This window comes from Arthrobacter sp. P4_F11, from assembly GCF_056401395.1.
Genome location: NZ_JBFUJK010000020.1, coordinates 46,523 through 73,522, shown reverse-complemented (window position 1 = coordinate 73,522; position 27,000 = coordinate 46,523). Strand labels below are relative to the sequence as shown.

The window sequence follows — 27,000 nt, the reverse complement described above, 5'->3', positions numbered from 1 at the left end:
CTGCGGGACCTGCACGAGGCCGGCTGCGACCTGATCACCATCACCCAGTACCTGCGCCCCTCCGAACGGCACCTGCCGGTGGACCGCTGGGTCAAGCCGCAGGAATTCGTGGACCTGCAGAACGAAGCCGACGAGATCGGCTTCCTGGGCGTCATGTCCGGGCCCCTGGTCCGTTCCTCCTACCGCGCCGGCCGGCTCTGGGCCACCGCGATGCGCAAGAAGGGCTGGGAAATCCCGGCCGAACTCGCCCACATCGAAAGCTCCGGAAGCACCCGCCAGGAAGCCAGCTCGCTGCTCGCGGCACATTCCTGAACCCTGCTCTGACACCCTTCCACTTAAGGGCCGGCACCGGATGACTCCGGTGCCGGCCCTTGGCCGTCCATCACGTAGAATTAAGGAACTATGGCGAATTCCCCTGATCCCAGCAACTCCAGCCCGGCTTCCGAAGCTCCGAAGCGCGGTCTTTTCTCCCGCAAGCCCAAGGAAGCAAAGGCCAAGAAGCCGAGCCGGCTGAAGCAGATCGGCGAGGTCTTCCAGATGACCCGCCGCCACGATCCCATGGTTCCCTGGCTCATGTTGCTGGCGTTCCTGGGTGTTGTTGCCCTCAGCCTGCTGGTCGGTTTCCTGCTCGATAACTGGATCACCGGCCTGATCATCGGCATCGCCCTGGGCGCCCTTGCGGCCACGCTGATCCTGTCCCGCCGGGCCGAGCGCGCCGCGTTCGCGCAGATCGAGAACCAGCCCGGCGCCTCAGGTGCCGCGCTGGGCACGCTCAAGCGCGGCTGGATCACCGAGGACCAGCCCGTCGCCGTGAACCCCCGCACGCAGGATGCCGTCTTCCGTGCCATCGGCCGCCCCGGCGTCGTGCTCGTCAGCGAAGGCCCCAGCAACCGGGTCAAGCCGCTGGTCGACGCCGAGCGCAAGCGCCTTGCGCGCATCCTCCCCAACGTCACCATCCACGTGATCGAAAGCGGCCGCGGCGAGGGCCAGGTGCCGCTCAGCCAGATCGCCAGGAAAATGAACAAGCTCAAGGGCGAACTGACCAAGACCGAGGTCAGCGCCGTGTCGAAGCGCATTTCCTCCCTCGGCGGCCGCCTGCCCATCCCGAAGGGCATCGATCCCTACAAGGCCCGTCCCACCCGCGGACGCTAGGCGGGCGTCAGTACCGCACCGCATAACGGAATTGCCCGCAGTACAGAATCGCCCCGGTTCACGGCCACCTCAGGCCGCCAGCCGGGGCGTTTCTCTTATTGCCCGACGTCGGCCAGCCCGGCGCCGGGCCACCGGACCTGGGACAACGGACGCAAGGTACCGGGCAGAGCGACACTGGACACCGCGAAAACGCACGCAAGAACTCAGGAGACACGCATGAAACTTCCCTCGACCGCCACGATGATCCGCATTTTCCGGGGGCTGGCGATCGCCGAAGCGTTCAGCTGGGCCGCGCTGCTGCTCGGCATGGTGCTCAAATGGATCACCCGGACGACGGAACTCGGCGTGGAGATTGCCGGTCCGATCCACGGGGCGTTCTTCATCGGCTACGCGATTGCGGCACTGAGCCTGTGGGCAATGCTCCGCTGGCCGTTCCGGGTTGCCTTGCTCGCCGGGCTCTCCGCCGTCTTCCCCTTCGCGACGGTGTGGTTTGAGCGCTGGGCCGGCCGCCACGGATACCTGACGGCACGGTCGGGAGAGGCTGCGCCGACGCCGGCCCAGGAGACGGCAGGGGTCTAGCTCCGTCCAGGACCTCGGGTTTCTGTGCGCCCCGGCACACCATCGCTGTGCCCATCTGACGCACATGGCCGCAATGCGGGGAGGTTAGCGGCCATTCGTGGCAAACGGACGAGGCCCCGCCGCGCCTGGTTGCCTGGCACCGCCGTCGCGCATCCGGCGACGGATTGCTACATCCGGACGAGCACCGTATTCATGGCCTTGTCGTGGAGGCCGCGCTGGTCCGGGTCGAAGATGACGGCAGGGATAACGAGGCACAGCAGCAGAGTACGCACCAAAGCCGCGAGTGGACCCGCCGGGCCGCCGCCCAGCCGGACCACGTGGATCCCCACGATCCGGTGGCCGATGCCGTAGCCGAGGGTGCCGATCAGCAGGATCTGCTCGATGGCAAACACGGCAAGCGTGGCCCAGGAGTCGCCGCCGAAGGCGAAATTGCTGATCAACAGGGCGATGCCCCAGTCAATGCAGATCGCCAAGATGCGCCGGCCGGCACGGGCGATCGATCCTGCCCCGGATTCGGGCAGCCCGAGCCGCTCCCCCGGGTACCTGGAGATGCCGGATGTGTCCGGCCCGGTGAGCCATGAACCGATGTCTTTACGATCAACCACCCTCCAAGCTTATCGGCTCTGGCCTGTCCACAGTGTGGGAGGTAGGGTGTCACATTGTGGACCAGATAGGCCACAGTGTGGACTGGCGACTAGCGTTTACGTGTCAGGACATTCTGTAACCTCCCCGAAACAATGCGGACACTGCGGGGAAATCCCTTGTCCTTAGGGTGGTAACAGTTGCTAGCGACTGCGAAGCGGGGAAGCTTTTTTGCCTTCTCCGCTGTTGGACTGCGCTGGACAAATGTGCCTGACGGCCAGATCTTTCATATGCGTAAGGAGCATAGATGTTCAAGACTGCGGACGAAGTCCTCAAGTTCATCAAGGACGAAGACATCAAATTCGTCGATATCCGCTTCACCGATCTCCCGGGCGTTCAGCAGCACTTCAACGTGCCCGCCAAGAGCGTTGACGCCGACTTCTTCGTCAACGGCCAGCTTTTCGACGGATCTTCGATCCGCGGCTTCCAGGGCATCGCCGAGTCTGACATGCAGCTCATCCCGGACGTCACGACGGCGTTCATCGACACGTTCCGCATGGAGAAGACCCTTGCGTTGAACTTCTCGATCGTGAACCCGCGTACCGGTGACCCGTACCACCGCGATCCCCGCGGCGTCGCCGAGAAGGCGGAGGCCTACCTGGCTTCGACCGGCATTGCCGACACCGCGTTCTTCGCTCCCGAGGCCGAGTTCTTCGTCTTCGACAACGTCCAGTACCAGTCCTCCCCGCAGGGCAGCTTCTACAAGATCGACTCCGAGGAAGCACACTGGAACTCGGGCCGTGAGGAAGAGGGCGGAAACCTCGGCTACAAGACCCCGGTCAAGGGCGGATACTTCCCGGTCTCCCCCACCGACAAGCAGGCCGACCTGCGCGACGCCATGTGTGTTGCCCTGGACGAGGCCGGCCTTGAAGTCGAGCGCAGCCACCACGAAGTCGGCTCCGCCGGCCAGGCTGAAATCAACTACAAGTTCACCACCTTGACCCACGCGGCTGATGACCTGCAGAAGTTCAAGTACGTCATCAAGAACACCGCCGATGCCTGGGGCAAGTCCGTGACCTTCATGCCGAAGCCGGTCTTCGGTGACAACGGCTCGGGCATGCACTGCCACCAGTCGCTGTGGACCGGCGGCGAGCCGCTGTTCTACGACGAGAAGGGCTACGCCGGCCTGTCCGACACCGCCCGCTGGTACATCGGTGGCCTGCTGAAGCACTCCTCCGCTGTCCTGGCCTTCACGAACCCGACGGTGAACTCCTACCGCCGCCTGGTCAAGGGTTTCGAAGCGCCGGTCAACATGGTTTACTCGCAGGGCAACCGTTCCGCCGGTATCCGTATCCCGATCACGGGCTCCAACCCGAAGGCCAAGCGCATCGAGTTCCGCGCCCCGGACCCCTCCTCCAATCCGTACCTGGCGTTCGCTGCCCAGCTGATGGCCGGCATCGACGGCATCCGTAACCGGATCGAACCCCCGGCTCCGATCGACAAGGACCTCTACGAGCTCCCGGCCGAAGAAGCCAAGGACATCCCCAAGGCTCCGGGCACCCTCGAGGAGGCCCTGGATGCACTGGCCGAGGACAACGAGTTCCTGCAGGCCGGCGGCGTCTTCACCCAGGACCTGATCGACACCTGGATCGAGTACAAGTACGAGAACGAGATCCGTCCGCTTTCGCTGCGCCCGAACCCGTACGAGTTCGAGCTCTACTACGGCGTCTAGTTAGATAAAGCGGCCCGACACTGTTCGTCCGCAACAGTTCCAATATAAAAAGGCCGGTCACGGGTTCATTCCGTGACCGGCCTTCTGGTTCAGCGCTTTCCAGCACCTCAGCGCTTTCCGTACTTCTTGTGCACGGCCTGCTTGGTGACGCCAAGGCACACTGCAATGGCCTCCCACGACAGTCCGGCCTGCCGGGCACGCAGCACCACTTCGGTTTCCGTGCGCGCCAGTTCTTTGTGGAGTTCCGCCACGGCGTAGAGCGCCTCGGCCGGCCCCTTGCCGTCCATGGAACCTATCAATGTCTGCATGAAGCACCTCCTGCGTCAACGTTAGTTGACACAGGGAGAGGCGTCAACCCTCGTTGACGGCGAGAAGCCGGCGTAATTCCCCTATGGGATCGGGGATTTCCGGTCCGTGGGAAAAGAGCATCCTGTCCGGCTCCAGCAAGCTCAGTCTCAGAAGCGACTCTTCGGCCCGCGCAGAGTCCGCTGTAAACTGCTCCGGCGGCCGTCGCATCACACCTCCGGCTGTCCCCACAGCGTCCCCTACGAACAGCATTCCGTCGTCATGCAGCAAGCTGATATGTCCTGCCGTATGGCCAGGCGTCTGCACGATCTGAATATCGCGGACCCTGTCACGTTCCACGAGCGGGCGCAGCGGCACCGCGGAAGGAATCTGGGAGACGTCCGCCGCGCCCGTCCAGATCGCTGCCAACGGGCTCCGATCCACGACTTCGCCGAGGCCGCCGACATGGTCCGGATGCCAATGGGTGAGGACGACGTCGGTGATGTCACTCCATGCTGCTCCGACACGGTCCAACGCCGCCGCAATCGCATCCGCGCTGCCCTTGAGGCCCGTATCGATCAACAGCAATCCCCCGGTGTGCGGCACAAGGAAACAACGTACGTCCATCGTCAACTCAACCGGCCCTGCCAGCCCGGCGGGGATGTGGAGCTCCTGGATGACCGGTTCTACCTGCATCTGTGAGTGGCCCATCATGCACCTTTCCAGCGGCTGATCGTGGTTCAATACTGAGGCACACATCGTCCCAGTCAAGATGCGCTTTCGGTCAGAATGCCCGGTACATGATGCGTTGCGGGCCGGCGTCGCCGCCTTCGTAGCGGCCGCGGTCCTCGAATCCGGCCTTGCGGTATGCGGCTTGGCCGCCGGGGTTCAGTTCGTTGACGGAGAGTACAACGCCGGCCTGGCCGCTGCCGAGGTCCGCCGTCAGTTTGGCGGCCTCCCGCACTGCGGCCTCCGCGGCGAGGGTGCCGAGGCCCTTGCCCTGCTGCCACCGGTCGATCAGGAAGCCCCGCAGGAGCCAGGCCGTGTGGTCCTCTGGCCAGCCCGCGAGGGTCGCCGCCCCAGCCTGGAGCGTCAGGACTCCCACGGCGGCCCCGTTCTCATCCACGGCGATCGGGTGCCGGGACTCTTCCTCGAGCCCGATCAGCATCATCCGCAGCGGGTCCCCCACCAACTTCTGCTGCCCAGCGCCGAGCTCCAGCAGCGCGATCTCCCCAAGCTTGATGGCCCGGGCGTCGTCGTCGAGGTTCTTTAAAGGCAGCAGCCATACATGTCCAGACATAAAGACAGCGTACCCGCGCCGGCGGCGCCCGCCGCCTCAAGGAAAGGGGCTACAGCGCAGCGTCCTTGGGCGGTCCGGCCGGATCCATCCAGAAGACTTCCCAGAGGTGTCCGTCCGGGTCCTGGAAGCTGTGCGTGTACATGAAGCCGTAGTCCTGGGCCTCCTCCGATGCCGTGCCCCCGGAGGTCAGGGCGGTGCGGATGACCTCATCCACGGCTTCGCGGCTCTCCAGCGAGAAGGACATGATGACCTCGGCGGTGCCGGCCGTAGCGGCGACGGACTTCGACGTGAAGGTCTTGAAGTAGGACTCGACGAGCAGCATGACGTACGCGCCGTCGTTGACGATCATGCAGGTGGCGTTCTCATCGGTGAAGTCGGGGTTGAAGGAAAATCCCAGCGCCGTGAAGAATTCAACGGTCTTATCCAGATTCCGGACGGGAAGGTTCACAAAAAGTTGCCTGGCCATTGGCCCAAGGTAGCACCGCCCGCAGCATGTGTCAGTAGGCCCTGTCAGCAGCCGCAGGCCGCCGCCGGGCGCTATTGGCCGTAGAAGACCCGCTCGAAGACCGCCCGGGCGCGCCGGCTCAACCGCAGGTAGTCCTCCTCCAGCGCCGCGGCGTTGCCCTGTCCGTAGCCGCACCAGCGGGCCACCGCCTCAAGGTCACGGCGGGAGGAGGGCAGCAGGTCCGAGGGCCGGCCGGTCCAGATGACGTTGGCCGAACGGATCCGGCTCGCCAGCCGCCAGGCCCGGAGGAGGATGCCGGTGTCCCCCGCGTCCATCAGGTCCAGGGCCGCGGCCGCCTCGAGCGCGTCCACCGTGGACGTGGTCCGCAGCTCCGGGTGCCGGCCGGCGTGCCGGAGCTGGAGCAGCTGGGCCAGCCACTCGACGTCACTCAACCCGCCCCGGCCAAGCTTCAGGTGACGGGCGGCATCGGCGCCGCGCGGCAGGCGCTCCGCCTCGACCCTGGCCTTGACCCGCCGCACCTCCCGGACGTCCTGGTCAGACAAAGACTCCGGGTACCGGATGGTGTCGATCAGCGCGACGAAATCCTCGGCCAGGGCGTCGTCGCCGGCCATGGGGCGCGCCCGCAGCAACGCCTGGGCCTCCCAGACCAGGGACCACCGGCGGTAGTACTCGGCATAGGACGCCAGGGACCGCACCATGGGCCCGCTCTTGCCCTCGGGGCGCAGGTCCGCGTCCACCGCGAGTACCCGCTCGGCCAGGATCGCCGGTTTGAGCGGCTGGGTCAGCAGGCTGGAGAGCTTGCCCACGATCTGCAGGGCCTGAGCCTGCGCCTCCTCTTCCGGCACGCCGGGGCGTCCGCGGTGGACATACATGACGTCGGCGTCCGAGCCGTAGCCGATCTCCCGGCCGCCCTGACGGCCCATCGCAACCACCAGCACGTGGGTCTTCAGCGGTTCCCCGGCGGTGATGATCGTCTCCGCCACGCGCAGCGCCCCCAGCACGGCGGCCCGGTCCGTGTCGGCGAGGGCTTCCCCCACCTGGTCCTGGTCCAGCAGCCCGGCGCTGTCCGCGATGGCGACCCGGAGGATTTCCCGGCGCCGGATCAGCCGGATCAGCCGCATGGCACTCTCCGGGTCCGCGTGCCGGGACATCTTCGAGGTGATTTCAAGCCATTGGGATTCGAAGCTCAGCGGCACCAGTTCCTTGTCCGTGCCCAGCCACGCCACTGATTCGGGCGAAACCTCCAGCAGGTCCGCGATCAGCCGGGAGTTGGCGAGCACGTGGCAGAGCCGCTCGGCCGCGGCCGTCGAATCCCGGAGCATGCCCAGGTACCAGTGCGTTGTGCCGAGGGCCTCGCTGACCCGCCGGAAGGCGAGCAGCCCGGCGTCGGGGTCCACGCCGTCGGCGAGCCAGTCCAGCAGGATGGGCAGGAGCTGGCGCTGGAGTGCCGCGCGCCGGCTCACGCCGGCGGTGAGGGCCTCGATGTGCCGCATGGCGCCGGGGGGATCGAGGTAACCGAGGGCGGCGAGGCGGCCCTGGGCGGCTTCCGGGGTCAGGCGTGCCTCTTCGCTGCTCAGGGTGGCGACAGTATTGAGCAGGGGGCGGTAGAAAATTCGTTCGTGGAGTTCCCGCACGGAGCGCTTGGTTTTTCGCCATGCGGCGACCAGAGCGTCCGGCTTGGGCCGCTCGGCGGAGAAAGGTCCCAGGACCGCCTTGGCGAGGGAACGCAATGACGCTTCGTTCACCGGCATGAGGTGCGTCCGGCGCAGCTGGAACAGCTGGATCCGGTGTTCGAGCAGCCGCAGGTAGCGGTAGTCGCGGTCGAACTCCGCGGCGTCGGAGCGGCCGATATACCCGCCGGCGGAGAGCGCGGCGATGGCCGAGGTGGTGTCACGGCAGCGCAGCGATTCATCAGACTTGCCGTGCACGAGCTGCAGCAGCTGGACGGTGAATTCGACGTCGCGCAGGCCGCCGCGGCCCAGCTTGATCTGCCGCTGTTCCTCATCGGCTGGAATATGCTCGGTGACGCGGCGGCGCATGGCGCGGACGGATTCGACAAAGCCCTCCCGGCCGGCCGAAGACCAGATCAGGGGCGTCAGGGCTGCCTCGTAGCGGGCCCCCAGGACGGTGTCGCCGGCGATGGTCCGGGCCTTCAGGAGGGCCTGGAATTCCCAGCTCTCGGCCCAGCGCGCGTAATAGCTCTCGTGCGAGGCGAGGGTCCGGACCAGCGGCCCCGACTTGCCCTCGGGCCGGAGGTTCGCATCGACTTCCCACAGCCCGGGTTCGCGGCTCGTGGACATGATCGCGCGCGAGATCCCGGAGGCGAGGACCGTGCCGATGGTCGTGGCCCGGGTCTCCTCAACCGCGCCGGACTCGATCACGTAGATGACGTCGACGTCGGAAATGTAGTTCAGTTCGCGGGCACCGCACTTGCCCATGCCGATCACGGCGAGGCCGACGTCGGCCACCTCCGCGGCGTCGAACTTCTCCGCCGCCTCGGCCCGGGACACGGCGAGGGCCGCCTCGAGCGCAGCCCCGGCGAGATCCGCCAGTTCCGCACCCGCGGCCGGCATGAAGTCCAGCGGATCGGCCGCGCACAGGTCCTTGATGGCGAGCTCCACGAGCCCGCGCCGGTAGGCGGTGCGCAGGGCCGCGTAGGCTTCCTGACCGCTAAGGGCCGCCACCGGCCGGGCAGACTTGGGATCGGCCCGCACCGACTGCAGCAGCCGCGTCCGCAGGGCCACGGCGTCCGCGGGCATCGGCTCCGGACTGACCCGGACATCGAAGGCATCGAGGTGTTCGGGGTGGCGGATGAGGAACTCGCCCAGCGCCTCGGAGGCCCCCAGGACCCGGTACAGCGGTTCGCTGCTTTCCGGGTCCGCGACGGCAAGCTTGCGCAGCTCCGGGTGCTTCTCGATCAGCCGGACCAGGGACTGCAGGGCCGTGTCCGGGTTGGCCGCCAGCTGCAGCCCTGCAAAGAGGGCATCCTGGTCGAGTCCTTCCAGTTCCCGGGCCGCCAGGAACCGCTCGCCCTTGTCGAGATCGCTGAAGCCGGCGGCAATGAGGCGTCGTGCCAGGCTCATCGGGGCAACCTACAGAATGCCGAGATTGCGCTGCAGTTCGTAGGGCGTCACCTGGAGGCGGTAGTCCTGCCATTCTGCACGCTTGTTGCGCAGGAAGTGCTCGAACACCTGCTCGCCGAGGATCTGCGGCATGAGCTCGGAATCCTCCATGGTCCGGATGGCGTCATGCAGGCTGGCCGGCAGCGGGTCGTGTCCCATGGCGCGGCGTTCCGCCGAGCTCAGCGACCAGATGTCGTCCTCGGCCGCCGCGGGGAGCTGGTAACCCTCCTCGATGCCCTTGAGGCCGGCACCGAGCAGCACGGCGTAGGCCAGGTAGGGGTTGGCGGCGGAGTCGATGCCACGGTATTCGATCCGCGCGGACTGGCCCTTGCCGGGCTTGTACAGCGGGACGCGGACCAGGGCGGAGCGGTTGTTGTGGCCCCAGCTCAGGTAGCTCGGTGCCTCTCCCCCGCCCCAGAGCCGCTTGTAAGAGTTGACGAACTGGTTGGTCACGGCCGTGAATTCGGGGGCGTGCTTGAGGATGCCGGCGATGAACTGGCGCGCCGTCTCGGAAAGCTGGAACTCGGAACCGGCCTCGTAGAAGGCGTTGGTGTCCCCCTCAAAGAGGGAAAAGTGGGTGTGCATGCCGGAACCCGGGTGGGCGGTGAAGGGCTTGGGCATGAAGGTGGCATAGGTGCCCTGCTGCAGCGCGACTTCCTTGATGACCGTGCGGAACGTCATGATGTTATCCGCGGTCTGCAGGGCGTCGGCGTAGCGCAGGTCGATTTCGTTCTGGCCCGGGCCGGCTTCGTGGTGGCTGAATTCCACCGAGATACCCACCGATTCGAGCATGGTCACGGCGGTCCGGCGGAAGTCCTGGGCCACGCCGCCCGGGACGTGGTCGAAGTAGCCGCCCTCGTCCACGGGGATGGGTGATCCGTCCGGCCCCGGTTCCTGGGACTTGAGCAGGTAGAACTCGATCTCGGGGTGGGTGTAGCAGGTGAAGCCCATGTCCGCGGCCTTGGCCAGGGTGCGCTTGAGGACGTTGCGCGGGTCCGCGGCGGAAGGTTCGCCGTCGGGCGTCAGGATGTCGCAGAACATCCGCGATGTGGCCTCGGTCTCGCCACGCCACGGCAGGATCTGGAACGTGGCCGGATCCGGCTGGGCCAGCATGTCGGATTCGAAGACGCGGGCCAGGCCTTCGATCGAGGAACCGTCGAATCCGAGTCCTTCCTCGAAGGCGCCTTCCACCTCGGCCGGGGCCAGCGCCACGGACTTGAGCGATCCCACGACGTCGGTGAACCACAGGCGCACAAACCGCACGTCGCGCTCTTCGATCGTCCGCAGGACAAACTCTTGCTGGCGGTCCATACTGGCCTCTTTCCGGTTCTTCCATCCGCCCCAGGCCCGGCATTCATGGGCCCCGCGGCTGCTCACGGTTCACTTTACTAAGCATTGCCGCCGATTGCTGAAGCCGGACCCCCGCGTAACACACCGTTAACACAAAGGCGGACGAATTCGCGGCGAGAGGGGCTATTGCGCCGTCGCACAGGCCGCCCGTGTGACGTGATTCACGCCGGGCGGGGGCAACCCGCGGTAGCTGCGGCACTTCGTCTCGCACTACGCTCGTGGCATGGCCTCAAGTAACAGCTCCGATTCCAGCACGCCCGCAGAACTCGCGGCCCCCTACGGCAGCGGCCCGGCGGCGGCTTCAGCGGCCGCCTCTTCGGGCACGACGGCCAGTGGCACAGACGGAACCGCCGACGGCGGCACCGGCGGGCCTGCGGAGGCGGCCCGGAAACCGGCGGCCAGGATCCGCACGCATCATCTCCAGGCGGCCAAGGCGAACGGTGAGCGCTTCGCCATGCTCACCGCGTATGACCAGTACACCGCAGAAATCTTTGACCAGGCAGGCATCGAGGTGCTCCTGGTCGGCGATTCGGCCTCCAATAACGTCTTCGGCAACGAAACCAGCCTTCCGGTGACGGTGGACGAGCTCCTTCCGCTGTGCCGGGCCGTCGCCCGCTCCGCACGGCGGGCCCTGGTGGTCGCTGACCTGCCGTTCGGCAGCTACGAGGTCTCCGCCCAGCAGGCTGTTGCCACCGGCGTCCGGTTCCTGAAAGAGGGCCTGGCCCACGCCGTTAAGATCGAAGGCGGAAAGTTCTACGCCGAGACCGTCCGGGCCATGGTCCAGGCCGGCATCCCCGTCATGGCGCACATCGGTTTCACCCCGCAGAGCGAGCACTCCCTCGGCGGCTACCGCGTCCAGGGCCGCGGCGATGACGCCCAGCGGTTGATCGACGACGCCGTCGCGCTGGCGGACGCCGGCGCGTTCAGCGTGCTCATGGAAATGGTCCCGGCCGCCACGGCAGCCGCCGTGGATGCCGCCGTCGACGTCCCCACGGTCGGCATCGGCGCCGGCAGCGCCACCACCGGACAGGTCCTGGTGTGGCAGGACATGGCCGGTTTGCGCGGCGGAAAGATGGCGAAATTCGTCAAACAGTACGCCGACCTCCGCACGTCGCTCAGTGACGCCGCAAAAGCCTATGGCGACGACGTGCGCTCAGGCCAGTTCCCCGGCCCGGAACACTCCTTCTAGTTCCGCTCCGGCGGGCCCCTGACCTTCCGGTTCCGGGGACTCTTTTGCAAGACCTCATCCTTCACGGGCGATGCGTTGCGCCTCAGGTACGGGCAGGCTGACCAATAAGGTCTGCATTAGGACCTCAAGATGTTCCGCCGGCCCGGACGGTTTCATGCGCTAAGCGTCAGGTCAGGCTCCGGCGGACACGATTCGAGGAGTATCGATGGACACGAATAGCTTCTGGAACGTTCTGCTCTGGAGTTTCTGGTTCTTCATCTGGATCGCTGCGCTGATGGTGTGGTTCCGCTGCCTGATGGACTTGTTCAGCGACCACGAACTCAGCGGTTGGGCCAAGGCCGGCTGGGTTATCCTGCTGATCTTCGTTCCCTGGCTCGGCGCCCTCATCTACCTGATCGCCCGGGGCCGGAGCATGACCGATCGTCAGATGAAGATGCTGGCCCAGCAGCAGGCTGCCCAGCAGGAGTACATCAAGCAGGCCGCAGGCTCGACGGCCAGCCCGGCCGGCCAGATCGCCGATGCCAGGGCGCTGCTCGATTCCGGAGCCATCAACCAGACCGAGTTTGATTCGCTCAAGGCAAAGGCCTTGGCCTGACACGAAAACGGGCTACGCCCGACATGAGAATCACCTGGCTTGGTCACTCCACGGTGGTTCTGGATCTCGACGGGGTTCGGATCCTCACCGATCCGCTGCTCCGTTCCCATGCCGGGTTGCTCCGACGCCTGGCACCGCGTCCGGACCCGGCCTTGTGGGACCGACCGGACGCGGTGCTCCTCTCCCACCTGCACCACGACCACGCCGAGTTGCGCTCCCTGCGCATGCTGCGCGGGGCACCGCTGATGAGCGCGCCGGCGAACGTGGCCTGGCTGCGTCGCCGAAAGCTGGCGCACACAGTTTCCTTGGGCGACGGCTGGACCCCGGTAGGCAGCGGCGTCCAGATTCGCCAGGTGCCGGCCGAGCATCGCAGCCGGCCAATGCCGCACCGACCCAACGACGCCAATGGCCAGCTCGTCCGCGGCCAGTCGGGCATCGTGTGGATCGCCGGTGACACTGGCTTGTTCCCGGAGATGGCCGCGCTCCCCGCCATGGCGGGAGGGCCGATCGATGTCGCCCTGGTGCCGGTCTGGGGGTGGGGGCCGAGGCTCTCGGCGGGACACCTGACTCCGGAGACCGCCGCCCGGGCTGTCGCGATGAGCGGCGCGCGGTTCGCCCTGCCGGTGCACTGGGGGACGCTGCACCCTCCGTTCGTCACCTACTTTGCCCGGAGCTGGCTCGAGCGGCCCGGCCACCGGTTCGCCGCTGCCGTGGCGGAACAGGCTCCCGGCTGCACGGCAGTGGTCCTCGCTGCCGGCCAGTCCTGGGTCGCGCCCTCGTAAGCCAGGGGCCTCGGGTTGGATCCGCCCCGGGGAAATCCCCCCGGTTGGTCGCTCAGCCGCGGGACGCCGTCGTGGCGCGCTGGCCACAGGACTCAAGCATCGCCACCAGCACCTGGTGGAGTTCCCCGGCACCCTCGATCCGCTCGGGCAGCCGCGCCATGAGATCGGCCGGGCCCATCAGCACGGCGCGGTCCTGCCAGCCTCCCAGTCCCCCGTGCGATCCCACGAGGCCTTCGAAGGCTGCAACGTCGCCGGTCGCGGGATCCACCGCGCTGTTGACATAGAGGTCCGGCGCCTCGGGGTGCATCAACGCGAGATTCAGCACCCGCGCCGCATGCGGCCCGAAACCGGCCAGCGGGTCGGTGCCCTCCACTGCCCCGCTGGTGATGTTGACGCGCCCACCGCTTCCGATCGCCCACGCCCCGCCCTCTTCATCGATGCCGGCCACGAACCCGATGCCGGGATGGCCCGCCAGGCCAGGGACCAGGGCGGGCCACCGATGCTCGAGGGCCTGGAGACTCAGGCGCCGGTCACCCCGCAGGTACACCAGGCCCAGGTTGCCCGAGCCCAACACGACCACCGGGTCCTCCGCGCCGCCTGGGCCGGATGTCTGCTGTGCCGGCGTCTCTTGTGCCTTGGTCAGCACCTTGTCGGCGCGGCCGGCTAGCTTCCCGGACAATCCGCCAGTGGCAACGTCGCCGGCGATGGAGTCAGCGCGCCCGAGTCCCTCGACGGACGCGTCCACGTTCTGAACGTGTTCCTGCATCAGTTCCGCGCACAGATCACCAAGCGCCTGGTCATACCTGTCCGCGAACGGCGTGCCCTGGGACTGGCCGTGGTCCGAGAGCACCACCAGCCGGTAGCGGCGGGGAGCGGACCCGGCGAGTTCGGCCAAGGCACCGAGCGTGCGGTCCAAGCCATCCAGGGCTGCAAGCGACTCGGGGCGGAACATGCCTGCGTGGTGGGCAATCTCGTCGTAGTCAACGTAGTCGACATAGATGCTCTTCGTGCCGCGACGCAGCTCCTCTGCCACCAGCGCCGTGTTCAGGTCCCGCAGCAGACCGTTGGTGACTGCCCGCAGCAGGGCGAAGGTCCAGTCCCGCCGCACCCGCGGGTTGAGGTCACGTTTGACCTGTCTCCGGGCCTGCCAACGCTCCTTGAAGATCTCGCCGACGGTCCGCGTGAAGCTGCGCATGAAGCCGTTCGGGGTGGCAAAAAACCAGGCGAACGCCCGGCGGGTTTGGGTCGAGCCGCGCCGGACCTCTACCCGGCTCATCGTCAAAAACGAGCGGGGCGCGTCACCGGTGAACAGGTTCGAGATGGAGACGCCGTCGTCGCAGAGCAGTCCCTGGCCGGTGCTGTGCCTTTCTTCGATCACCCGGGCGTCTGCCGGACGGTTGGCCACCAGGACGCGTTGGAGCTCACGGTCATACCACCGGAAGGCCGGGATCCCGTCGACCGTGCCGTGCAGAATGCCCATCTGGCTCGCCGGCGTCGTGCAAGGCAGCTGGGGAGTCCATTCACGGAACTGATAGTCCCCCGAGGCCAGCCAGCGGCGGAGATGGGGCACTCCCCCGGACTGGATAGCCCACTGCAGCACCGGGAAGGGGACCCCGTCGAGCTGGACGAACAGGACACCGTCAACCTCCGGATCGGTCACCGGTACCTGCCGGCGTGCCCGTCCGGCCAGCGAGGTGATGAGGCCGTCATCGGTTCCGGCTGTGGTGGCCCACGAAATGAGCGTGCCCACGACGGCACTGACCCAAGTAGCGGCGAGGGCTGTCAAAGGCGTCGACTCGATGCCGGGCACCAGACGGATGGCGACGTACATGATCAGGGCCTGCCCCACCAGGGCGGTGAGAAGCACTGCCACCCAGCCCACCCTGGCCGAGATCTCCACTAGCACCGGGCGCAGGACCAGGCCGACGAGGCCGGCTGCCGCCGCCACGGCGGCGTATGACCACCAGCTGGCCGCAGAGAACCCCGGAAGCAGGGCGCCGGTGATAATGAGGGCTACAGTCGAGGCAGCCCAGGCAAGGACCAGCCTGGCGAGGTCTGAGATTCGGGCGCCGCGGGTGCGGGCAACGCGCGTCGGCATTTTCCCAGTATGGCTGTCGGCAACCGGCTCGCACCCACCCTCACAGGGTGAGAATCAGGGGCTGGGAAAAATCAGTCAGCCTGTGCGCTGTCCGGTCCGCGATCGCCGGGGGACGTTCCCGCGGGCGCAGCAGGCCCGTACGGGCTAGTCGTCCTCGTCCTTGTCCCAAGCCTCATTGCGCGCCTTGACCTTTTCCAGGGCATGTTCGGCTTCCTCACGGGTCTTGTACGGTCCGATCAGCTGGCTCCAGTCGGACATCGCGTCTTCCTCGATCTCGTGGGTGTTGACGTTGTACCAGTATTCGGGCATCGGGGCTCCTTCATGGCCCGGAGCGTGTCCCGGCGTGTTTTCCGGGCTGTATTTTCCGGGCTGTATTTTCCGGGCTGTATTTTCCGGGGCGAGCCCGGCTACTTATATGATCAATCTATGCCTTCTCTAGCCTCAACTGCACCCATCGGCACGCTGGTCCCGGGGACAGTGAGCCCGCAGCTTCCCGTGCCGCCGTCCATCCCGCGTCCGGAATATGTAGGCAAGCCGGCTCCTGCGAAGTTCACAGGGTCCGAGGTCAAGTCGGCGGAGACCATCGAGAAGATCCGGATCGCCTCCAAAATCGCCGCCCAGGCCATCGTGGAGGTCGGCAGGCACATCGAACCCGGCGTCACCACCGACCAGCTGGACCGGGTGGGCCATGAGTTCCTGCTGGACCACAACGCGTACCCCTCCACCCTCGGATACCGGGGCTTTCCGAAGTCCCTGTGTTCGTCCCTCAACGAGGTCATCTGCCACGGCATCCCGGACAGCACGGTGGTCCGGGACGGCGACATCCTCAACATCGACATCACGGCCTTCATTGGCGGCGTCCATGGCGACACCAACTACACCTTCCTGGTCGGCGACGTCGACGAGGAATCCCGCCTCCTCGTCGAGCGCACCCGGGAATCGCTTAACCGCGCCATCCGGGCCGTGGCTCCCGGACGCGAAATCAACGTGATCGGCAGGACCATCGAGTCCTACGCAAAGCGCTTCGGCTACGGGGTGGTCCGCGACTTTACCGGGCACGGAGTTGGCGAAGCCTTCCACACCGGGCTGATCATTCCGCACTATGACGCGGCGCCGGCATACAACACCACCATGGAAACCGGTATGGTGTTCACGATCGAGCCAATGCTGACCCTGGGCACCGTTGACTGGGACATGTGGGCCGATGACTGGACCGTCGTGACCCGCGACCGCAAGCGCACCGCCCAGTTCGAGCACACCCTGCTCGTGACGGAGTCCGGTGCCGAGGTCCTCACGCTGCCCTGACCGCCGGCTCCACACGCTAGTTCCCGGAACCACCCCGCTCTTTCACCACCGGCCTTGCCCGGTCACTACAGCCCGCCCCTGCCACGAACGGAACGACATTGGCCAAGAAGGACGAAAAGTCGAAGAAGAACGCCCCCCTGATCGGCATTGACATCGGTGGCACCGGAATCAAGGGCGGGATCGTGGACCTGAAGAAGGGGAAGCTGATCGGTGACCGCGTGCGCTTCCCGACGCCGCAGCCCTCCACCCCTGAGTCCGTGGCCGAAGTCGTCGCGCAGGTTGTCGCCGAGCTCTCTGCCCGTTCCGATGCCCCCGACGCCAGCAGCCCCGTGGGAGTCACCTTCCCCGGCATCATCCAGCACGGCGTGGTCCATTCGGCCGCGAATGTAGACAAGTCGTGGCTGGAAGCCGACATCGATGCCATGCTCACGGCGCGTCTCGGCCGCCCGGTGGAGGTCATCAACGACGCCGACGCGGCCGGACTCGCCGAGGCCCGCTTCGGTGCCGGCGAGGGAGTCGCCGGCACGGTGCTGGTGATCACCCTTGGCACCGGCATCGGTTCTGCGTTCATCTTCGACGGCAAGCTGGTTCCCAACGCCGAACTCGGACACCTGGAGATTGACGGCTTCGACGCCGAGACCAAGGCCTCAGCCGTGGCCCGTGAGCGCGAGGGCCTCAGCTGGGAACAGTACAGCGTCCTGCTGCAGCGCTACTTCTCCCATGTTGAATTCCTGTTCTCCCCCGAGCTCTTCATTGTAGGCGGCGGCATCTCCAAGCGTGCGGACGAGTACCTGCCGCGCTTGAAGCTGCGCACGCCGATCGTCCCGGCCGAGCTGAAGAACGACGCCGGGATCGTGGGCGCGGCCATCGAGATTGCCCTCAAGCACAAGCTGGCAAAATAAAGGCCCATCACGCCGCAAAAACCAATTGAGCTATCACTCCGGGTCGTTCTGAACGCTGGGAACGACCCGGAGTGATAGCTCAATTTCTTTGTGGAGCGGTTAAGTGGAGCCGGTGGTGGCTGCGGCTTCCCCTCCGCTGCCACCACCGGAGTCTGTGGTGGATCCCGGGACGCAGTCACCAGGACAATCAGGACATTTACGACGGCGCCTGGAGCGGCCGCTTGTCCGGGCTCTTGCCGTCCCGGCCCTTGGTCTCGGCCTCATGGCGAAGCAGGGAAATCGCCGATTCGAAGTCCTCGAGCGATTCGAAGGCCTGGTAGACGCTGGCGAACCGCAGGTAGGCGACCTCGTCGAGACGCTGCAGCGGCTCCAGGATCGCCAGCCCGACTTCGTGGGCCTCGATTTCGGCGGCGCCGGATCCCCGGATCGCCTCCTCGACTTCCTGCGCCAGCAGGGCGAGGTCGTCTTCGGTGACCGGGCGGCCCTGGCAGGCCTTGCGCACGCCGTTGATGACCTTGCTGCGGCTGAACGGCTCGCCGACCCCGGAGCGCTTGATGACGGTCAGGCTCGTGGTTTCCACGGTGGTGAACCGGCGGCCGCATTCGGGGCACTGCCGGCGGCGCCGGATGGCGGAGCCGTCATCGGCGATCCGGCTGTCCACGACGCGCGAATCAGGGTTACGGCAGAACGGGCAATACATGTCGGTTCCTCCCCTGTCGCAATCCGGTGTGACCTCAGTTTACGACTAGATGTAGCAGAATAACAAGCCTGTAATTACTACATGTAGTGGTCTGGGTCCTGAACTACCGGGCGGCGAACCGCACCGTGACGGCCTCGCCGTGCGCCGGCAGGTCCTCCGCGCCGGAGAGGCTGACGATGTGGCCGCTGACCTGCTCCAACGCGGACCGGGTGTAGTTGATGACCTGGATGGCACGCAGAAACGTGGTCACGTTCAGTCCGGAGGAGAAGGCAGCGGTGCCGCTGGTGGGCAGCACGTGGTTGGAGCCCGCGCAATAGTCCCCCAGGCTCACGGGGCTGTAGTCCCCCACGAAGATCGCACCGGCGCTGCGGATCCGGCGGGCCACCCGGGCGGCGTCGGCGGTCATGATTTCAAGGTGTTCCGCGGCGTACGCGTCGCAGGCGGCAATGCCCTGCTCCAGGTCCTCGACCAGCACCACCCCGGACTGCGGGCCCGAGAGTGCCTCGCGGACGCGGCTGGAGTGCTTGGTGGCAGCGGCCTGCCGCTCAAGCTCCACGCGGACCTCGGCGGCGAGGGCCTCGGAGTCGGTGAACAGCACCGATGCAGCCTTGGGGTCGTGCTCGGCCTGGCTGATGAGGTCCGCGGCCACGAGCGCCGGACTGGCGGTGGCGTCCGCGAGGATCGCGATCTCCGTGGTGCCGGCCTCGGAATCGATCCCGACAACGCCTTTGACCAGGCGCTTGGCGGTGGCCACGAAGATATTGCCCGGACCGGTGACGACATCCACGGGCTCGATCCCGGGGAGGTGGCCGCCGTCGGACGCGTCGGCCGGGATGCCGTAGGCGAAGGCCGCGATGGCCTGCGCCCCGCCGATCGCGTAGACCTCCTCGATGCCCAGCAGGCAGGCCGCAGCCAGGATCGTGGGGTGCGGGAGGCCGCCGAAGTTCTTTTGCGGCGGCGAGGCCAGGGCAATCGATTCGACGCCGGCGGCCAGGGCCGGGACCACGTTCATGATCACCGAGGACGGGTAGACCGCCAGGCCGCCGGGGACATAGAGCCCCACGCGCGCCACCGGCACCCAGTTCTGGCTGACGACGGCGCCCTCGCCGAGTTCGACGTCGATGTTCGCCGGGCGCTGGGCGTCGGCGAAGGCGCGGGCCCGCTTGATGGATTCTTCCAGGGCCGCGCGGACGGCGGGATCCAGGTTCTCAAGGGCTGCACGCAGCGCCTCGGCAGGGACGCGGGGATGCGCCTGCTCAACGCCGTCGAAAGCAAGTGCCAGCTCCTGCAGTGCGCCAAAGCCCCGGGCGCGGACGGCGGAGATGATATCCAGGACCTTGCCCTCGGCGTCGGCCATCGTCCCGGACTGTGCCCGGGGCACGGCTGCGCGGAGTCCGGCGAGAGACAGGTGCGCACCGCGCACGTCCACCGTGCGGAAGTTAAGGGCGGCGGTCATCGGGGTCACGGGGCTGTCAGGAGTTAGGCTCACCCGATCATTTTACGTGCCCCGCCGCGGCGGGGTTTGCCCCCGTTGCCCGGGAAGAGGCTGTTCAGGAAGATGGCCAGGGCGATCGCTGCCGGCCAGATGGCGAGGACCGCATAGGAGCGCAGGGAGAAGGCGACGCTGGCGCTGGCCGAAGTATCCGCCGGCGCTCCCCACCATTGGGCGCTGAGCACGCCGGTTCCCCACGCGATGAGCGCACCGGCTGCGCCGGCGAGGACCACGAGGACAACGGTGACGGGGCCGGGCTGCTGGTGCTTGTTGCCGGCGACGAACGACCCGGCAACGCACCCTGCGAGCAGGCACAGCCCCGCCAGCACAAGGTCCCTGGGCAGCCAGGTGGCGGTGTTGGTGCCGGCGGCGAGGTCAGGGTTTCCGGTCAGGATATTGAGGCCCGACGGCGCCAGAAGCCACCAGAGCAGCCCCACCGGGATGCCGGCGGCCGCGATGACCGTGGCCTTCCGCCATGTCCGCCCGGGACCTGGCTGCCCCTCGGGATGCCGCTCGGGCTGTGCGGGCTCCCCGGAGTGGTGGACGGGGCCGTCTACTGCGGACTGTGTCATGCAACAAACCGTAACAAGGATTGCCGCGGCGCATGACGCCGGCCGGCAGCACATGACGGGAGACGTAAAGAAAATGCCGCACTCGATTCCCCTGCGCAATACGCTGGCAGAGTATAAGTACGACACGCACGTGCAGCAGGGAGTTGGATCGCAGTGGCCACAGATGAAGGTATTTTCGAGGGAACATTCAGGGAAATGTTCCGCCGGCACGCGGCGGGCGTGGCCATCATCACGGCCAACCACAACGGCGTCCCGTTCGGATTCACGGCGACCTCTGTGGCCTCACTGTCCGCCAAGCCGCCGCGCTTTACATTCAACATGGCCAGGACCTCCAGCTCGTGGCCGGCCGTGGCGAACACGACCTACATTGGCGTGCACATGCTCGGGCTGGAAAACCAGGAGCTCGCCGACCGTTTCGCCCGGGCCGGCAACCGGTTCGACGGCGACCACTGGGAGCTCGGCCCCCACGAGGTGCCCGTGCTCAAGGGGGTCAGCGGCTGGCTGATCGGCAAGGTCCAGATGCGGCTCTCCTTCGAGAACAACGCCGTCGTGGTCGTCGAGGTGGTGGAGGGCCAGGTCGGCGACGACGGCGTTCCCCTGCTCTACCACTCCGGGGGCTACAGCCAGCCCGTTCCACTCGACTACGAGATCTAGCCGCCGGCCGGCCGGCCGTTCCAGTGCCCGGGGCCGGTAGCCCGCCCTAGTTATCCAGGCACGTCGGGCCGAGCAGCACCTTCAAGTCGCCGAACAGTGACGGGCTCGGGTTGACGCGCAGGTGCACCGGCAGCCCCATGACCTCCACCCGGGTGTCGCCCTGCAGGTGCAGGCGGACCTCCGAATTTCCGCGGTGGGTGCGCAGCACGTCGCCCAGTTCGGTGACCACGGCTTCGGTGGCCTTGTGCGTGGCCATGGTGATCACCACGGGCCCGTTCTGGCTGTCGCTGAGGTCCGGTACGGAGAGTTCCATGCAGTTCAAGGTGACGGCGCCGTCGTCGCGCCGCTGCAGCCGGCCCTTGACCACCACGATCAGGTCCTCCGCGAGCACCGAGGCGATGGGGCCGTAGACCTGGCCGAAGAACATGACCTCCATGGAACCGGCGAGGTCCTCGATTTCGGCCCGGGCGTAGGCGTTGCCGCTGGCCTTGGCGATCCGTCGGCTGAGCGAGGTGATCATGCCGGCGATGGTCACGATCGAGCCGTCCGGCGGGCCGTCTTCGGCGATGATCGAGGTGATCGACCGGTCGGCGTGCTGGCTCAGGAGCCCTTCCAGTCCTTGCAGCGGATGGTCGGAGACGTAGAGGCCGAGCATGTCGCGCTCGAACGCCAGTTTGTCCTTCTTCTCCCATTCCGGCAGGTCCGGGATCTCGGTGCTGAGCGACGCCTCGGGCTCCTGGTCCTCAAAGCCGGCGAAGAGGTCGAACTGGCCGATCGCCTCGTTGCGCTTGAGGGTGATGACGGAGTCGATCGCTTCTTCATGGATCATGGCCAGGGCCCGGCGGGGGTGGCCGAGCGAGTCGAAGGCGCCGGCCTTGATCAGGGATTCGATGGTGCGCTTGTTGCAGACCACTGCCGGGACCTTCAGGAGGTAGTCCTTGAAGGAGGTGTAGGCGCCTTCTTTTTCGCGCGCCGCCACCATGGCTTCGACGGCGTTCACGCCGACGTTGCGGATGGCGCCCATGCCGAAGCGGATGTCGGTGCCCACAGGGGTGAAGTTAAGGGCTGACTCGTTAACGTCCGGCGGCAGCACCGTGATGCCCATGCGCCGGCATTCGTTGAGGTAGATCGCCGACTTGTCCTTGTCGTCACCCACCGAGGTCAGCAGGGCAGCCATGTACTCCGGCGCGTAGTGCGCCTTCAGGTACGCGGTCCAGTAGGAGATCACGCCGTAGGCGGCCGAGTGCGCCTTGTTGAAGGCGTAGTCCGAGAACGGCAGGAGGATGTCCCAGAGGGTCTTGACCGCGGCCATGGAATAGCCGTTGTCCTGCATGCCCTGGGAGAAGCCGGCGAACTGCTTGTCCAGCTCGGATTTCTTCTTCTTGCCCATGGCGCGGCGCAGGATATCGGCCTGGCCCAGGGTATAGCCGGCGAGCTTCTGCGCCACGGCCATGACCTGCTCCTGGTACACGATCAGCCCGTAGGTCCCGCCGAGGATTTCGGACAGCGGTTCCTCGAGTTCCGGGTGGATCGGGATGACTTCCTGGATCTTGTTCTTGCGCAGCGCGTAGTCGGTGTGCGCGTTGGCGCCCATGGGTCCGGGCCGGTAGAGGGCCAGCACGGCGGAGATGTCTTCGAAGTTGTCGGGCTTCATCAGCTTGAGCAGGGACCGCATGGGTCCGCCGTCGAGCTGGAAGACGCCCAGTGTGTCTCCGCGGGCGAGCAGCTCGTAGGACGCCGTGTCATCCAGCTCGAGCGTTTCGAGGTCGAGCTCGATGCCGCGGTTCATTTTGATGTTTTCCAGGGCATCGGAAATGATCGTCAGGTTTCGCAGCCCGAGGAAGTCCATCTTGATCAGGCCGAGGCCTTCGGACGTCGGGTAGTCGAACTGGGTGATGACCTGGCCGTCCTGGAAGCGGCGCATGATCGGGATCACGTCGATGATGGGGTCCGAGGACATGATGACGCCGGCGGCGTGCACGCCCCATTGCCGCTTCAGGCCCTCGATGCCCAGCGCCGTCTCGAAGACCTTGGCGGCCTCCGGGTCGGTGCTGATGAGCTGGCGGAAGTCGCCGGCCTCGCTGTAGCGCTTGGACTGGGGGTTCTGAATGTCGGCCAGCGGGATGTCCTTGGCCATGACCGCCGGCGGCAGCGCCTTGGTCAGCTGTTCGCCCATGCTGAACGGGTAGCCCAGCACGCGCGAAGAGTCCTTGAGGGCCTGCTTGGTCTTGATGGTGCCGTAGGTGACGATCATCGCCACGCGTTCGTCGCCGTATTTGCGTGTGACGTAGTCGATCACTTCGGAACGGCGCCGGTCATCGAAGTCGACGTCGAAGTCAGGCATGGAGACGCGGTCCGGGTTGAGGAAGCGCTCGAAGATCAGGCCGTGGTGCAGCGGGTCCAGGTCGGTGATGCGCATGGCGTAGGCCACCATGGAGCCAGCACCGGAGCCACGCCCGGGACCGACCCGGATGCCGTTGTTCTTGGCCCAGTTGATGAAGTCGGCGACGACGAGGAAGTAGCCCGGGAAGCCCATCGAGGTGATGACTTCGAGCTCATAGTCGGCCTGCTTGCGGACCTTGTCCGGGATGCCTCCGGGATAACGGTAGTGGAGTCCCTTGTCGACCTCCTTGACCAGCCAGGACGTTTCGTCCTCCCCCTCCGGGCAGGGGAACCGGGGCATGTAGTTGGCGCCGGTGTTGAAGGAGACTTCGCAGCGTTCGGCGATCAGGAGCGTGTTGTCGCACGCCTCGGGGTGGTCGCGGAACAGTTCGCGCATTTCCTGCGGCGACTTCAGGTAGTAGCCGCTGCCGGAGAAGGCGAAGCGCGAGCCGCCGTTGTCGTAGGTCGGCTCCAGGAGGGTGGAACCGGACTGGATGGCCAGCAGGGCCTCATGCGCCTTGGCGTCGTGCTCGTGCGTGTAGTGCAGGTCGTTGGTGGCCACCAGCGGCAGGTTCAGGTCCTTGGCCAGGCGCAGGAGGTCACCGGTGACGCGCCGCTCGATGTCCAGGCCGTGGTCCATGAGCTCACAGAAGTAGTTCTCCGCACCGAAGATGTCGCGGAACTCCGCCGCGGCCTCCAGGGCTTCGCGGTACTGGCCGAGCCGCAGCCGGGTCTGGACCTCGCCGGACGGGCAGCCGGTGGTGGCGATGAGCCCTTCCGAGTAGGTGTTCAGCAGCTCACGGTCCAGCCGGGGCCATTTGCCGAAGACCGAGTCGAGCGAGGCGATCGAGGAGGCCCGGAAAAGGTTCCGCATGCCCACGTTGTTGTAGCTGAGCAGGGTCATGTGCGTGTACGAGCCGCCGCCGGAGATGTCGTCCTTGCGCTGGTGCTCCTCGCCCCAGCGCACACGGGTCTTGTCCGTGCGGGCGGTCCCGGGAGTCACATAGGCTTCGACGCCGATGATGGGCCTGATGCCCTGGTCTGTTGCGCGCTTCCAGAAGTCGAAGGCGCCGAACAGGTAGCCATGGTCGGTCGTGGCGAGGGCCGGCATGCCGAGCCGTTCGGTTTCGTCGAACAGCTCACCGAGCCGGGCGGCACCGTCCAGCATCGAGTACTCGGTGTGGTTGTGGAGATGGACAAACGAGTCGTTGCTGGAAGTCACCGCACCATTCTAGTGCCGTGCCACGACGGCGGCGTGCAGCCACGGCGGTTGGCACCGAACGGCGGCAGCGGGCGGCCCGGCAGAACCCCGTGGATTCAGGCCGCCCGTGCCGTGCGGCTCAGGCGTTTCCGGACTCCAGGACCGTCAGCGCGTACTGCAGGTCCTGCGGGTACTCGCTGGCGACGGTAACCCGCTCCCCTGTCCGCGGGTGGTCGAAGGACAGTTCCCGGGCGTGCAGCCACTGCCGGGTGAGGCCGAGGGTGGCGGCCAGCCTCGGGTCCGCACCGTAGGTGAGGTCACCGGCGCAGGGGTGGCGCAGGGCCGAGAAATGCACGCGGATCTGGTGGGTGCGGCCCGTCTCGAGGTGCACCTCCACGAGTGAGGCTTTCCCGAAAGCTTCCAGGACCTCATAGTGCGTCACCGAATCACGGCCGTCCTCGGTCACGGCAAACCGCCAGTCATGGCCCGGGTGCCGGCCGATGGGCGCGTCGATGGTGCCCGCCAGCGGATCGGGAAGGCCCTGGACGACGGCGTGATATACCTTGTCCACGGTGCGCTCCTTGAAGGCCCGCTTGAGCACGGTGTAGGCATTTTCGGTCTTGGCCACCACCATGACACCGGACGTGCCGACATCGAGCCGGTGGACGATGCCGGCGCGCTCCGGGGCGCCCGACGTCGAAATCCGGTAGCCGAGCCCGGCGAGGCCTCCCACCACCGTGGGTCCCACCCAGCCGGGCGAAGGGTGCGCGGCCACACCGACCGGTTTGTCGATGACCACAAATTCGTCATCGTCCAGCAGGATCAACAGGTCGTCCACTACTTCCTCCACGATTTCCAGGGGGTCCCTGCGGTCCGGCACCACGACCTCGAGCACTGTGCCCAGGGTGAGTTTGAGGGACTTTCCGACCTTCCCTGCGTTGCTGGTGACGTTGCCTTCGGCGATCAGGACTGCGGCCTGGGAGCGGGAGATGTCCATCAGCCTGGCCAGTCCGGCGTCCACGCGGGAACCGGCGAGGTCCTCCGTGACGGTGAAGCGGTGGTGCCCGGCGGGTGCGGTGCCGGCTTCGGCGGCCATATCGGCCGCCATGTCAGCGGCGTTTCCTGAGGCAGTGTCAGACATCGTTAGCCACCGTATCCTTCGTGTGGCGCGAGCCGTCCAGGGAGATTCCGCGGAGCGTGAGCAGGCAGATGATCACGACGGCGGAGACGACGGCGGAGTCGGCGATGTTGAAGATCGCGAAGTTTGGCAGCTGGATGAAGTCCACCACATGGCCCATCGCGAAGGACGGCTCGCGGAACAGCCGGTCCGTCAGGTTCCCGAGTGCGCCGCCGAGCAGCAGTCCCAGCGCCAGGGCCCACCAGAGCGAACCGAGCTTGCGCAGCTGCAGCAGGATCGCGACAGACACGGCCGCCATGATGATCGTGAACACCCAGGTGACGTTCTCGCCGATTGAGAACGCCGCCCCCGAGTTGCGGATGTAGAACCAGTGCAGCAGCGGGGGAAGCACGGGGATCCGCTCACCCTCGGTCATGGTGGTCGTGACCCAGAGCTTGGTGAGCTGGTCGAACACGTAGGCGAAGACCGCGAAGGCAGCGAAAAGGACAAACAGCTTTGCCCGCCGCGGCCGGGCGCGCACGGGCTGTGCCGCCTCGACAGGCTGCATGGCGTCTGGTGATGGTGCGTCAGTCATAGGGCTTTCGATCGGGAGCCAGTGCGGGGACCGGGTTCAGGTACCGGCAAGCGCCGGGCACCTGGGCCGGTGCCGGCACGTTGCGGGAAAAGGGAAAAGCCGGCGGCCGAGGAATCCTCAGCCACCGGCTTTCAGAATACTTGCTTTTTGCCCTAGCTGGCTTCGCCAACCTCGGGGGCCGCGACGGAGCCGCGGGCGTCCAGGTCGCGGAGCTGGCCTTCGATGTAGGCCTTCAGGCGTGAGCGGTAGTCGCGCTCGAAGCCGCGAAGCTGCTCGACCTTGCGTTCCAGGACGGAGCGCTGCTGCTCGAGGGCACCGAGGATCTTGCGGGACTTTTCCTGCGCATCGTTGACGAGGCTGCTGGCCTCGATCTGGGCTTCAGCGATGATCTTGTCCCGCTGCTGCTCGCCGTCTGCGACGTGCTTGTCGTGCATCTGCTGCGCCATGGCGAGCAGGCCGGCGGCGGACTCCGACGCGGGGGTGGCGGCGCTGCGTGCCGGCTCGACAACCTGGGCGGCCTTGGCGGCCTGCTCGGCTTCCTTCTTCTTGGCGGCTTCTGCGGCCGCCTTTGCCTTGGCCTCGGCCTCGGCCTTGGCGGTGTCTTCCTTCTCGGCCTTGACGGGTGCCGGGACCTTTTCCACCACGGGTGCGGCGGCTGCGGAGCTGGCAGGCGTGCCGGCGCCGGATTCGGCGAGCTTCTTGCGCAGCTCGTCGTTCTCCTGGTTCAGGCGCCGAAGTTCGACGACGATCTCGTCCAGGAAGTCGTCAACCTCGTCCTGGTCGTAGCCTTCGCGGAACTTGGTCGGCTGAAAGCGCTTGTTGACAACGTCTTCTGGCGTCAAAGCCAT

At 66.7% G+C, this 27,000-nt stretch carries 25 protein-coding genes and 1 pseudogene; 10 read left to right on the top strand and 16 right to left on the bottom strand.

Annotation, left to right across the window (positions count from 1 at the left end; genetic code table 11):
- The 3 genes and pseudogenes from AC1DRO_RS19090 to AC1DRO_RS19080 form a co-directional block, all read left to right on the top strand.
- A pseudogene (locus tag AC1DRO_RS19090) lies at positions 1–312 on the top strand (lipoyl synthase); the annotation flags it as partial.
- A 90-nt stretch (positions 313–402) separates the two neighbouring features.
- Entirely contained in the window at positions 403–1,152 is a 750-nt protein-coding gene (locus AC1DRO_RS19085) for a DUF4191 domain-containing protein (RefSeq protein WP_243179470.1), read from the top strand.
- Between the two features lie 216 nt (positions 1,153–1,368).
- Positions 1,369–1,731 carry a DUF3817 domain-containing protein gene (locus AC1DRO_RS19080; protein ID WP_476952024.1) on the top strand — a complete coding sequence of 121 codons (363 nt, stop codon included), beginning with the start codon at positions 1,369–1,371 and terminating at the stop codon, positions 1,729–1,731.
- A 167-nt stretch (positions 1,732–1,898) separates the two neighbouring features.
- Here the strand turns inward: AC1DRO_RS19080 and AC1DRO_RS19075 are convergent, their stop codons facing one another.
- Positions 1,899–2,336: an RDD family protein gene (locus tag AC1DRO_RS19075; RefSeq protein ID WP_459384400.1), complete on the bottom strand. Its 438-nt coding sequence runs from the start codon at positions 2,334–2,336 to the stop codon at positions 1,899–1,901.
- Positions 2,337–2,620: 284 nt separating this feature from the next.
- On the opposite strand from AC1DRO_RS19075, the gene glnA (AC1DRO_RS19070) reads away from it, so the two are divergent.
- Positions 2,621–4,045 (top strand): type I glutamate--ammonia ligase, encoded by a 1,425-nt coding sequence (gene glnA / locus AC1DRO_RS19070; protein ID WP_018772378.1) that lies wholly within the window; start codon positions 2,621–2,623, stop codon positions 4,043–4,045.
- A gap of 107 nt (positions 4,046–4,152) precedes the next feature.
- Here the strand turns inward: glnA (AC1DRO_RS19070) and AC1DRO_RS19065 are convergent, their stop codons facing one another.
- From AC1DRO_RS19065 to glnA (AC1DRO_RS19040), 6 genes are all read right to left on the bottom strand, one after another.
- Positions 4,153–4,353, bottom strand: a complete 201-nt coding sequence (locus AC1DRO_RS19065; protein ID WP_028275855.1) for a hypothetical protein — start codon at positions 4,351–4,353, stop codon at positions 4,153–4,155.
- A gap of 43 nt (positions 4,354–4,396) precedes the next feature.
- On the bottom strand, positions 4,397–5,074 hold the full coding sequence (locus AC1DRO_RS19060) for an MBL fold metallo-hydrolase (protein ID WP_476952023.1): 678 nt from the start codon (positions 5,072–5,074) through the stop codon (positions 4,397–4,399).
- Between the two features lie 40 nt (positions 5,075–5,114).
- The gene (locus AC1DRO_RS19055) at positions 5,115–5,630 is read right to left on the bottom strand and encodes a GNAT family N-acetyltransferase (RefSeq protein WP_476952022.1); all 516 of its coding nucleotides are present in this window, start codon (positions 5,628–5,630) and stop codon (positions 5,115–5,117) included.
- Between the two features lie 49 nt (positions 5,631–5,679).
- Positions 5,680–6,096: a VOC family protein gene (locus AC1DRO_RS19050; RefSeq protein WP_026266248.1), complete on the bottom strand. Its 417-nt coding sequence runs from the start codon at positions 6,094–6,096 to the stop codon at positions 5,680–5,682.
- A gap of 71 nt (positions 6,097–6,167) precedes the next feature.
- A complete protein-coding gene (locus AC1DRO_RS19045; protein WP_476952021.1) occupies positions 6,168–9,179 on the bottom strand; it encodes a bifunctional [glutamine synthetase] adenylyltransferase/[glutamine synthetase]-adenylyl-L-tyrosine phosphorylase in 3,012 nt (1,003 codons plus the stop codon).
- Positions 9,180–9,188: 9 nt separating this feature from the next.
- A complete protein-coding gene (gene glnA / locus AC1DRO_RS19040; RefSeq protein WP_028275859.1) occupies positions 9,189–10,529 on the bottom strand; it encodes a type I glutamate--ammonia ligase in 1,341 nt (446 codons plus the stop codon).
- Between the two features lie 262 nt (positions 10,530–10,791).
- Here glnA (AC1DRO_RS19040) and panB point away from each other — a divergent pair, with 262 nt between their 5' ends.
- From panB to AC1DRO_RS19025, 3 genes are all read left to right on the top strand, one after another.
- Entirely contained in the window at positions 10,792–11,757 is a 966-nt protein-coding gene (panB, locus tag AC1DRO_RS19035; RefSeq protein ID WP_476952020.1) for a 3-methyl-2-oxobutanoate hydroxymethyltransferase, read from the top strand.
- A gap of 205 nt (positions 11,758–11,962) precedes the next feature.
- Positions 11,963–12,352, top strand: coding sequence for an SHOCT domain-containing protein (locus AC1DRO_RS19030; protein ID WP_476952019.1), 390 nt, complete (start codon positions 11,963–11,965; stop codon positions 12,350–12,352).
- 23 nt (positions 12,353–12,375) lie between these two features.
- Positions 12,376–13,134, top strand: coding sequence for an MBL fold metallo-hydrolase (locus AC1DRO_RS19025; protein ID WP_476952018.1), 759 nt, complete (start codon positions 12,376–12,378; stop codon positions 13,132–13,134).
- Between the two features lie 52 nt (positions 13,135–13,186).
- On the opposite strand, the gene AC1DRO_RS19020 is transcribed toward AC1DRO_RS19025, so the two are convergent.
- Both AC1DRO_RS19020 and AC1DRO_RS19015 read right to left on the bottom strand, forming a co-directional pair.
- The gene (locus AC1DRO_RS19020; protein WP_476952017.1) at positions 13,187–15,232 is read right to left on the bottom strand and encodes a phage holin family protein; all 2,046 of its coding nucleotides are present in this window, start codon (positions 15,230–15,232) and stop codon (positions 13,187–13,189) included.
- Between the two features lie 144 nt (positions 15,233–15,376).
- On the bottom strand, positions 15,377–15,541 hold the full coding sequence (locus tag AC1DRO_RS19015) for an SPOR domain-containing protein (protein ID WP_018772367.1): 165 nt from the start codon (positions 15,539–15,541) through the stop codon (positions 15,377–15,379).
- Positions 15,542–15,658: 117 nt separating this feature from the next.
- Between AC1DRO_RS19015 and map the strand changes: the two genes are divergently transcribed.
- Positions 15,659–16,537: a type I methionyl aminopeptidase gene (map, locus tag AC1DRO_RS19010; protein WP_028275863.1), complete on the top strand. Its 879-nt coding sequence runs from the start codon at positions 15,659–15,661 to the stop codon at positions 16,535–16,537.
- A gap of 98 nt (positions 16,538–16,635) precedes the next feature.
- Positions 16,636–17,439: a polyphosphate--glucose phosphotransferase gene (gene ppgK, locus AC1DRO_RS19005; RefSeq protein ID WP_476952016.1), complete on the top strand. Its 804-nt coding sequence runs from the start codon at positions 16,636–16,638 to the stop codon at positions 17,437–17,439.
- 196 nt (positions 17,440–17,635) lie between these two features.
- On the opposite strand, the gene nrdR is transcribed toward ppgK, so the two are convergent.
- The 3 genes from nrdR to AC1DRO_RS18990 form a co-directional block, all read right to left on the bottom strand.
- Positions 17,636–18,139, bottom strand: a complete 504-nt coding sequence (gene nrdR / locus AC1DRO_RS19000; protein WP_028275865.1) for a transcriptional regulator NrdR — start codon at positions 18,137–18,139, stop codon at positions 17,636–17,638.
- 103 nt (positions 18,140–18,242) lie between these two features.
- Positions 18,243–19,595 (bottom strand): histidinol dehydrogenase, encoded by a 1,353-nt coding sequence (hisD, locus tag AC1DRO_RS18995; RefSeq protein WP_476952027.1) that lies wholly within the window; start codon positions 19,593–19,595, stop codon positions 18,243–18,245.
- A gap of 29 nt (positions 19,596–19,624) precedes the next feature.
- Positions 19,625–20,203, bottom strand: a complete 579-nt coding sequence (locus tag AC1DRO_RS18990; RefSeq protein ID WP_476952015.1) for a hypothetical protein — start codon at positions 20,201–20,203, stop codon at positions 19,625–19,627.
- A 195-nt stretch (positions 20,204–20,398) separates the two neighbouring features.
- On the opposite strand from AC1DRO_RS18990, the gene AC1DRO_RS18985 reads away from it, so the two are divergent.
- Positions 20,399–20,857 (top strand): flavin reductase family protein, encoded by a 459-nt coding sequence (locus AC1DRO_RS18985; RefSeq protein WP_476952026.1) that lies wholly within the window; start codon positions 20,399–20,401, stop codon positions 20,855–20,857.
- A gap of 46 nt (positions 20,858–20,903) precedes the next feature.
- On the opposite strand, the gene dnaE is transcribed toward AC1DRO_RS18985, so the two are convergent.
- The 4 genes from dnaE to AC1DRO_RS18965 all read right to left on the bottom strand — a co-directional run bounded on the left by dnaE (position 20,904) and on the right by AC1DRO_RS18965 (position 27,000).
- On the bottom strand, positions 20,904–24,461 hold the full coding sequence (gene dnaE / locus AC1DRO_RS18980; RefSeq protein WP_476952014.1) for a DNA polymerase III subunit alpha: 3,558 nt from the start codon (positions 24,459–24,461) through the stop codon (positions 20,904–20,906).
- Positions 24,462–24,579: 118 nt separating this feature from the next.
- The gene (locus AC1DRO_RS18975; protein ID WP_028275872.1) at positions 24,580–25,548 is read right to left on the bottom strand and encodes an RluA family pseudouridine synthase; all 969 of its coding nucleotides are present in this window, start codon (positions 25,546–25,548) and stop codon (positions 24,580–24,582) included.
- A 25-nt stretch (positions 25,549–25,573) separates the two neighbouring features.
- The gene (lspA, locus tag AC1DRO_RS18970) at positions 25,574–26,152 is read right to left on the bottom strand and encodes a signal peptidase II (protein ID WP_223916639.1); all 579 of its coding nucleotides are present in this window, start codon (positions 26,150–26,152) and stop codon (positions 25,574–25,576) included.
- A gap of 152 nt (positions 26,153–26,304) precedes the next feature.
- On the bottom strand, positions 26,305–27,000 hold the full coding sequence (locus AC1DRO_RS18965) for a DivIVA domain-containing protein (RefSeq protein ID WP_028275874.1): 696 nt from the start codon (positions 26,998–27,000) through the stop codon (positions 26,305–26,307).

Bases quoted from the DNA above. Each gene is read 5' to 3' on its own strand.
- hisD (WP_476952027.1), bottom strand. From the start codon at position 19,595: ATGACCGCCGCCCTTAACTTCCGCACGGTGGACGTGCGCGGTGCGCAC.
- lspA (WP_223916639.1), bottom strand. From the start codon at position 26,152: ATGACTGACGCACCATCACCAGACGCCATGCAGCCTGTCGAGGCGGCA.
- AC1DRO_RS18990 (WP_476952015.1), bottom strand. From the start codon at position 20,203: ATGACACAGTCCGCAGTAGACGGCCCCGTCCACCACTCCGGGGAGCCC.
- AC1DRO_RS19055 (WP_476952022.1), bottom strand. From the start codon at position 5,630: ATGTCTGGACATGTATGGCTGCTGCCTTTAAAGAACCTCGACGACGAC.
- AC1DRO_RS18975 (WP_028275872.1), bottom strand. From the start codon at position 25,548: ATGGCGGCCGATATGGCCGCCGAAGCCGGCACCGCACCCGCCGGGCAC.
- panB (WP_476952020.1), top strand. From the start codon at position 10,792: ATGGCCTCAAGTAACAGCTCCGATTCCAGCACGCCCGCAGAACTCGCG.
- glnA (WP_018772378.1), top strand. From the start codon at position 2,621: ATGTTCAAGACTGCGGACGAAGTCCTCAAGTTCATCAAGGACGAAGAC.
- AC1DRO_RS19085 (WP_243179470.1), top strand. From the start codon at position 403: ATGGCGAATTCCCCTGATCCCAGCAACTCCAGCCCGGCTTCCGAAGCT.
- map (WP_028275863.1), top strand. From the start codon at position 15,659: ATGCCTTCTCTAGCCTCAACTGCACCCATCGGCACGCTGGTCCCGGGG.
- AC1DRO_RS19045 (WP_476952021.1), bottom strand. From the start codon at position 9,179: ATGAGCCTGGCACGACGCCTCATTGCCGCCGGCTTCAGCGATCTCGAC.
- AC1DRO_RS18985 (WP_476952026.1), top strand. From the start codon at position 20,399: ATGTTCCGCCGGCACGCGGCGGGCGTGGCCATCATCACGGCCAACCAC.
- AC1DRO_RS19065 (WP_028275855.1), bottom strand. From the start codon at position 4,353: ATGCAGACATTGATAGGTTCCATGGACGGCAAGGGGCCGGCCGAGGCG.
- AC1DRO_RS19050 (WP_026266248.1), bottom strand. From the start codon at position 6,096: ATGGCCAGGCAACTTTTTGTGAACCTTCCCGTCCGGAATCTGGATAAG.
- AC1DRO_RS19015 (WP_018772367.1), bottom strand. From the start codon at position 15,541: ATGCCCGAATACTGGTACAACGTCAACACCCACGAGATCGAGGAAGAC.
- AC1DRO_RS18965 (WP_028275874.1), bottom strand. From the start codon at position 27,000: ATGGCTTTGACGCCAGAAGACGTTGTCAACAAGCGCTTTCAGCCGACC.
- nrdR (WP_028275865.1), bottom strand. From the start codon at position 18,139: ATGTATTGCCCGTTCTGCCGTAACCCTGATTCGCGCGTCGTGGACAGC.
- AC1DRO_RS19020 (WP_476952017.1), bottom strand. From the start codon at position 15,232: ATGCCGACGCGCGTTGCCCGCACCCGCGGCGCCCGAATCTCAGACCTC.
- AC1DRO_RS19080 (WP_476952024.1), top strand. From the start codon at position 1,369: ATGAAACTTCCCTCGACCGCCACGATGATCCGCATTTTCCGGGGGCTG.
- AC1DRO_RS19030 (WP_476952019.1), top strand. From the start codon at position 11,963: ATGGACACGAATAGCTTCTGGAACGTTCTGCTCTGGAGTTTCTGGTTC.
- glnA (WP_028275859.1), bottom strand. From the start codon at position 10,529: ATGGACCGCCAGCAAGAGTTTGTCCTGCGGACGATCGAAGAGCGCGAC.
- AC1DRO_RS19025 (WP_476952018.1), top strand. From the start codon at position 12,376: ATGAGAATCACCTGGCTTGGTCACTCCACGGTGGTTCTGGATCTCGAC.